This is a genomic window from Pseudoalteromonas sp. Z9A6, from assembly GCF_011378805.1.
Taxonomy (GTDB): Bacteria; Pseudomonadota; Gammaproteobacteria; order Enterobacterales; family Alteromonadaceae; genus Pseudoalteromonas; species Pseudoalteromonas distincta.
Map to the genome: position 1 here is coordinate 1 of NZ_WTKZ01000104.1, position 6,196 is coordinate 6,196.

Consider the following 6,196-nt stretch of genomic DNA (forward strand, 5'->3'; position numbering starts at 1 on the left):
CCAATTCCACCACTCGGGCATCGAGTTTGCTAATTAAAGCGTGTGGAGTGTTGAAATGGAGGCGGAACCCGGAGTCGAACCGAGGTAGACGGATTTGCAATCCGGTGCATGGCCACTCTGCCATTCCGCCCCAGTACGGGGTATTAACCTTAAGATAAACTTGGAGCGGTACACGAGGCTCGAACTCGTGACCTCGACCTTGGCAAGGTCGCGCTCTACCAACTGAGCTAGTACCGCATTTTATTTATCAGTTATTTGAATTAGCACATGATGATTTATGTGAACATTCAAGTAACTAATTAATTACCGTTTCGTTTATCTCGGGGGCTATGCCCTCTCAACACGGACGCATTCTACAGAGATTATTAAACGCGTCAATACAAAAAATGCTAGTTTTGAACTGTTTGCTTGTTTTTTATCTAAAACGGTGCGTTATTATACATTTAGAGTTAATTTTTAGTCAATTCACCCCATGCTGCACGTAAATATTGCATCATAGAACTCAAGGTTAAAAAGGTCGCAATGTACAGCAATCCAAAGCTTAAATAGTTCATCCACGTATCATATTGCCAAATCAAACCAATAATGGCTAACATTTGTGCAGCTGTCTTAATTTTACCCATGTTTGATACAGCGACATTACCACGCTTACCCTGCTCTGCCATCCATTCACGAAGTGCAGATATAATAATTTCACGGCTTATTATAATAAGAGCGGGTATTGTCATGTACATTGACTGGTACTGATCAGATAACGCTACAAGTGCGGCACATACCATTACTTTATCAGCAACAGGATCTAAAAAAGCACCAAAAGGAGTTGATTGCTCAAGCTTTCTTGCTAAGTAACCGTCTAGTATATCGGTGATTGATGCAAGCCAAAAAATAAAGGCGGCAGCAAAAAAAGCCCAGCTATAAGGCAAATAAAATATCACCAAAAAAACGGGGATAAGAAAAAGTCTAAATGTTGTGAGTGTGTTTGGAATATTCCACATAACTACTTGGATATGTCTTTTTTGCTATATTCGCATGTAGGGCTAGCCCTTGTCATGCAAATGGTTAAATATCTTCTCAGCCATGTCAGGGCTGATCCCAGGAACTTTCTTTAACTGTTCTATATTAGCAGCTTTTACTCCCTGCATGCCCCCTAAATATTTTAATAATGTTTGCCGACGCTTAGAACCGACTCCATTTATTTCTTCTAGTAGTGATTGCGTACGTTGTTTCTGGCGTTTATTACGATGCCCTGCAATTGCAAAACGATGAGATTCATCACGTATATGCTGTATTAAATGTAGCGCAGGTGCATCTGAATCCATAGGAATGGTTTTTCGACCACCGTCAATTAATAGTGTTTCAAGGCCAGGCTTACGGCTAGTACCTTTAGCGACACCTACTAATAAAGGCATTTTTGTATGTGGCCAGTTAGAAAAGTACAGCTCCGCGCGCCCAAGTTGCCCCTTACCACCATCAATAAAGATAACGTCTGGAATTTTGTCTTCATCTACTAATTTGTTGTAACGCTTATTAAGTGCAAACTCCATTGCAGCATAATCATCACCACCGGTTATACCCGTTACATTATAGCGCCTATACTCTTTCGTATTTGGGCCTTGTGAGTCAAATACAACACAACTTGCAACAGTGTTCTCCCCCATAGTGTGGCTTATATCAAAACACTCCATTCGGGTAATATCATCAAGTCGCAGTGTTGCCTTTAATTGTGCATAACGTTTATTAATAGAGTCTTGGGTACTTTGCTTAACTGCAATACTGTTTAATGCATTTTTATTGGCCAGTTGTAAGTATTGAGCACGCTCACCACGGGTAACTACTTTAAGTGTTACTTTGCGCTCACTTATTTGTGTGAGTGCTTCACCGAGTGCCCCGCTCTCTTCTATTTCAAACGGTAATATGATTTCTTTTGCAATACGCCCTGTTGCTCCTGGCGCTAAATAGTACTGTCCTAAAAACGAAGTCAATATTTCTTGTTCACTCGAATCTTTAGGTACTTTTGGAAAATACGTTTTACTACCCAATACTTTGTGATCGCGGATCATTAATAAATGAATGCCATTTAAACCATTTAAATGAGCAAAACCAACTACGTCCATTTCAGCAAAATTACCTGATATAGACTGTTGCTCCTGCATTTTACGCAGTAGCATTATTTGGTCGCGAACTTTTGCCGCCAGTTCAAAGTTTAATTGTAGGCTGGCTGCTTCCATTTTTTTTATTAAATCAGCAATAACTTCGTGAGATTTACCCGTTAAAAACTTACGGACATAGTCAACTTGCTCGCTGTAATCATCATCCGTAACTTTATTCACACACGGAGCTGAGCAACGCTTAAGCTGATATTGCAGACACGGGCGACTTCTTGCGCGGTAATAAGCATCTTCACATTGACGAACAGGAAATATTTTTTGCATTAAGCGCAAGCTTTCAGATACCGCTCCCGCGCTCGGAAAAGGACCAAAGTACTCACCTTTAATTTTACGGCTGCCACGATGAAACGCTAAACGAGGGTGTTTATGGCTAGTTAATAAAATATAAGGATACGACTTATCGTCGCGTAATAATATGTTGTAGCGAGGCTGGTATTTTTTTATTAGATTATTTTCAAGCAGCAGCGCTTCTGTTTCAGTATTAGTGAGTGTGACTTCGATGTCACAAATATTACTCACTAAAACGCGTGTTTTGCTATCGGTAATGTTACTTCTAAAGTAACTGCTCACACGCTTTTTTAAATGCTTAGCTTTACCAACATAAATAACTTGGTTGTCACTATCAAGCATGCGGTATACACCCGGCTCACTTGATAACGTTTTGAGAAAATGTACGTGATCAAATTCAGACATAAATTATAGTTAGTACGAAACGTCTATATCAATCATTTTATGACGAATTGCTAAATGGGTAAGCTCAACATCACCACCTACATTTAGCTTTTCAAACATACGGTAGCGATAGCTATTTACTGTTTTTGAACTTAGGTTTAAACGCTCAGCTATATTTTGTGCTTTTTCACCTTTAGTGATCATAAGCATAATTTGCAGTTCGCGTTCAGATAAGCTCTGAAAAGGATTTTCGTCTGTGCGACCTGTCACTTGCGCAAGTGCTATTTGCTGTGCAATTTCAGGGGCAATATAACGCTGACCGGCATGAACACAACGGATGGCACGCACCATTTCGTCAGAGCCAGCACCTTTAGTTAAAAAGCCATGAGCACCAATTTGCATTACTTTACTCGGAAACGGGTCTTCACAGTTAACGGTAAGCACAATAATTTTTACATCAGGGCAGTAACGACAAATCTTTTTAGTCGCTTCTAATCCGCCCATGCCTGGCATATTCATATCCATTAATACTATGTTTGGCGCATGCTGACGACAAAACTGTACAGCCTCTTCGCCAGTTTTAGCTTCACCAATTACTTTAAACCCTCGTACATCATCAAGAATACGCTTTATTCCTGTTCGTACAAGTTCATGGTCATCAACTAAAAGTACATTAATCAATGGAACATCCTCACTTACCTAACAACATGCAATTTAATTAAATTAATTTGCCACAGTAACATACATAAAGCGAAACAATAACTAATATTATTGCCTCGCCCTAATAGTTTAAGATGACGATTTTTCGCTAAATCTGTCAACCCATAACGAAATGATACCATCACCCGTTACATTACACGCAGTACCAAAGCTATCTTGTGCCAAATAAAGTGCAATCATTAATGCAACCGCGCCTTCATTAAACCCAAGCATGCTTGTTAATAGACCAAGCGCCGACATAACTGCGCCACCTGGAGCACCTGGTGCTGCAATCATTACTACACCTAACATCATAATAAACGGTAGCATACCCATTAATGAAGGGACTTCCATGCTTGGCGATAAAAACATAACAGCCATTGCACAGGTTACTATAGTGATAGTTGAGCCAGATAAGTGAATAGTCGCGCAAAGTGGTACGGTAAAGTTAGCTACATCTTCTTTAACGTTATTTGCTTTACTTGATTGAAGCGATACTGGAATCGTTGCTGCACTTGACATAGTACCTAAGGCTGTAAAGTAAGCTGGTAGCATATTTTTAACTAATTCGATTGGATTACGTTTCAATAGTACACCTGTCGCTATATATAAAACGCTTAACCATAACCAGTGCATAACAAGCGCTGCAATTAGTACTACGCCAAATGTTCGCAGTGTATCTACCACAGTACCCGCTACCGTCATTTCGGCAAATACACCTGCAATGTAAAATGGTAAAGCAGGGATAATTACTTTTGATAATAATCCGTCAATCACATCACGGCCCTGATCAGACACCTTTTTAAGCGTATCAAGCTCTAATTGGCTCATGCCTATACCAAATACAAAAGCAGTTACTAATGCGGTCATTACACCCATCAAAGGTGGAATTTCTAAATCAATAAAGCTGCCAATTTCTGTAGCAACTTCTGCCTCGAATGTAATACCACCGCTTAAAAAAGGGATAACAGCACTTACTAATAAAAATGCAAGCGTACCTGCAATAATTGTAGAACTATAAGCAAACCCGACTGTTTTACCAAGTAAGTGACCAGACCCTTTTGGTAGGCCTGCAATACCTGATGCAATAAAAAATAATATAATAAGTGGAATGGTAAAGGAGATAATTTGACCAATCAGCTCTTTTACTGTGAATAAAAGTTCAACACCAGTTATAGGTACATATAGTCCAACTAGGATACCGGCCACAATACCGGCAATTAATTTTAAGATTAATTTCATTGTGATTGCTTAATTGAATTTAGATACGTGTTTTTATCATGTTTTAGACGCATTGTGTGATAAAACTATTCAAGTTACATTCATATGCACAAATATTGAACAAACATAGTTTAATTCAATACTCTTTTGAACATTTTTTGACTAAACGAAGTTTTACTCTTTAAATTTTAAATTAAGCCCGCACCTATAATAACTAAAGCACCGCTAATAATTGATTTTTATTTCGACTGGTTATAAGCCCAATAGATATATGTTATAGCCAAACTTTACTTTAGTTTTTTTAAACTCACAGTAAAGTGTGTTTATATAGTTAGTAGCAAAGGCTATTAACACGTTGATCAGATTGCATCCAAAGGAACATTATGTCTACTATTTTTGAAGATAACTCACTAAGCATCGGTAATACACCGCTGGTAAAACTTAACCGTGTTACAGGTGGGAATGTATACGCTAAAGTTGAATCTCGTAATCCAAGCTTTAGTATCAAATGCCGCATTGGTGCATCGATGATTTGGGAAGCTGAAAAGTCAGGTCAGCTTGTTGAAGGTAAAGAACTTATTGAACCAACATCTGGGAACACCGGTATTGCACTTGCATTTGTTGCAGCAGCACGTGGTTACAAGTTAACGCTTACTATGCCAAACACCATGAGCCTAGAACGTCGCAAGCTATTAAAAGCATTAGGTGCAAATCTAGTACTTACCGACGGTGCAAAAGGTATGAATGGCGCAATTGAAAAAGCAAAAGAAATTCAAGCAACAGCACCTGATAAGTATATTTTATTACAACAATTCGAAAACCCTGCAAACCCAAAAATTCACTTTGAAACAACAGGCCCTGAAATTTATGATGCGCTTGATGGCAAAGTAGACTTTTTTGTAGCCGGTGTTGGTACTGGTGGTACTATTACAGGTGTTAGCCGCTACCTCAAAACAGAAAAAGGTCTAAACGTTAAATCTATTGCTGTTGAGCCAACTAACTCTCCAGTTATTAGCCAAACGCTTGCCGGTGAAGAAATTAAACCTGGTCCTCATAAAATCCAAGGTATTGGTGCTGGCTTCATTCCTGGCAACTTAGATATGGACTTAATTGATGGCGCAGAGCTTGTATCTAACGAAGACGCAATTGCAATGGCGCATCAGTTAATGAAAAAAGAAGGTATTTTAGTAGGTATTTCATCAGGTGCAGCGGTTGTTGCAGCTAAGCGAATTGCTGAAAAGCCTGAAAACGCAGATAAAAATATTGTTGTTATCCTACCTAGTGCAACTGAGCGTTACTTATCAAGCCCAATGTTTGATGAAGAGTTTAGTGAACAAGAACTAGTACAATAAGTAATTTTAAGATTTTTAGAAGGATGCTTTAGGCATAATGCCAGTCAGTTAAGCTGACTGGCATTTTTCTTTTTATGGGGATAC

The 6,196-nt window shown here is 38.9% G+C and carries 5 protein-coding genes and 2 tRNA genes; 1 reads left to right on the forward strand and 6 read right to left on the reverse strand.

The window, feature by feature from the left end; translation table 11 throughout:
* Positions 1-56: 56 nt before the first annotated feature.
* The 6 genes from GQR53_RS20145 to GQR53_RS20170 form a co-directional block, all read right to left on the reverse strand.
* A tRNA-Cys gene (locus GQR53_RS20145) sits at positions 57-130 on the reverse strand.
* A 31-nt stretch (positions 131-161) separates the two neighbouring features.
* Positions 162-237, reverse strand: a tRNA-Gly gene (locus GQR53_RS20150).
* A 212-nt stretch (positions 238-449) separates the two neighbouring features.
* Positions 450-995: a CDP-diacylglycerol--glycerol-3-phosphate 3-phosphatidyltransferase gene (pgsA, locus tag GQR53_RS20155; RefSeq protein WP_032827134.1), complete on the reverse strand. Its 546-nt coding sequence runs from the start codon at positions 993-995 to the stop codon at positions 450-452.
* Between the two features lie 42 nt (positions 996-1,037).
* The gene (gene uvrC, locus GQR53_RS20160; RefSeq protein WP_165745029.1) at positions 1,038-2,861 is read right to left on the reverse strand and encodes an excinuclease ABC subunit UvrC; all 1,824 of its coding nucleotides are present in this window, start codon (positions 2,859-2,861) and stop codon (positions 1,038-1,040) included.
* 9 nt (positions 2,862-2,870) lie between these two features.
* Complete coding sequence (gene uvrY / locus GQR53_RS20165; RefSeq protein WP_002963136.1) at positions 2,871-3,521, reverse strand: UvrY/SirA/GacA family response regulator transcription factor; 651 nt, start codon at positions 3,519-3,521, stop codon at positions 2,871-2,873.
* A 108-nt stretch (positions 3,522-3,629) separates the two neighbouring features.
* Positions 3,630-4,781 (reverse strand): dicarboxylate/amino acid:cation symporter, encoded by a 1,152-nt coding sequence (locus GQR53_RS20170; protein ID WP_165745030.1) that lies wholly within the window; start codon positions 4,779-4,781, stop codon positions 3,630-3,632.
* A 362-nt stretch (positions 4,782-5,143) separates the two neighbouring features.
* Here GQR53_RS20170 and cysK point away from each other — a divergent pair, with 362 nt between their 5' ends.
* Entirely contained in the window at positions 5,144-6,112 is a 969-nt protein-coding gene (gene cysK / locus GQR53_RS20175) for a cysteine synthase A (protein ID WP_002963138.1), read from the forward strand.
* Positions 6,113-6,196: the final 84 nt, after the last annotated feature.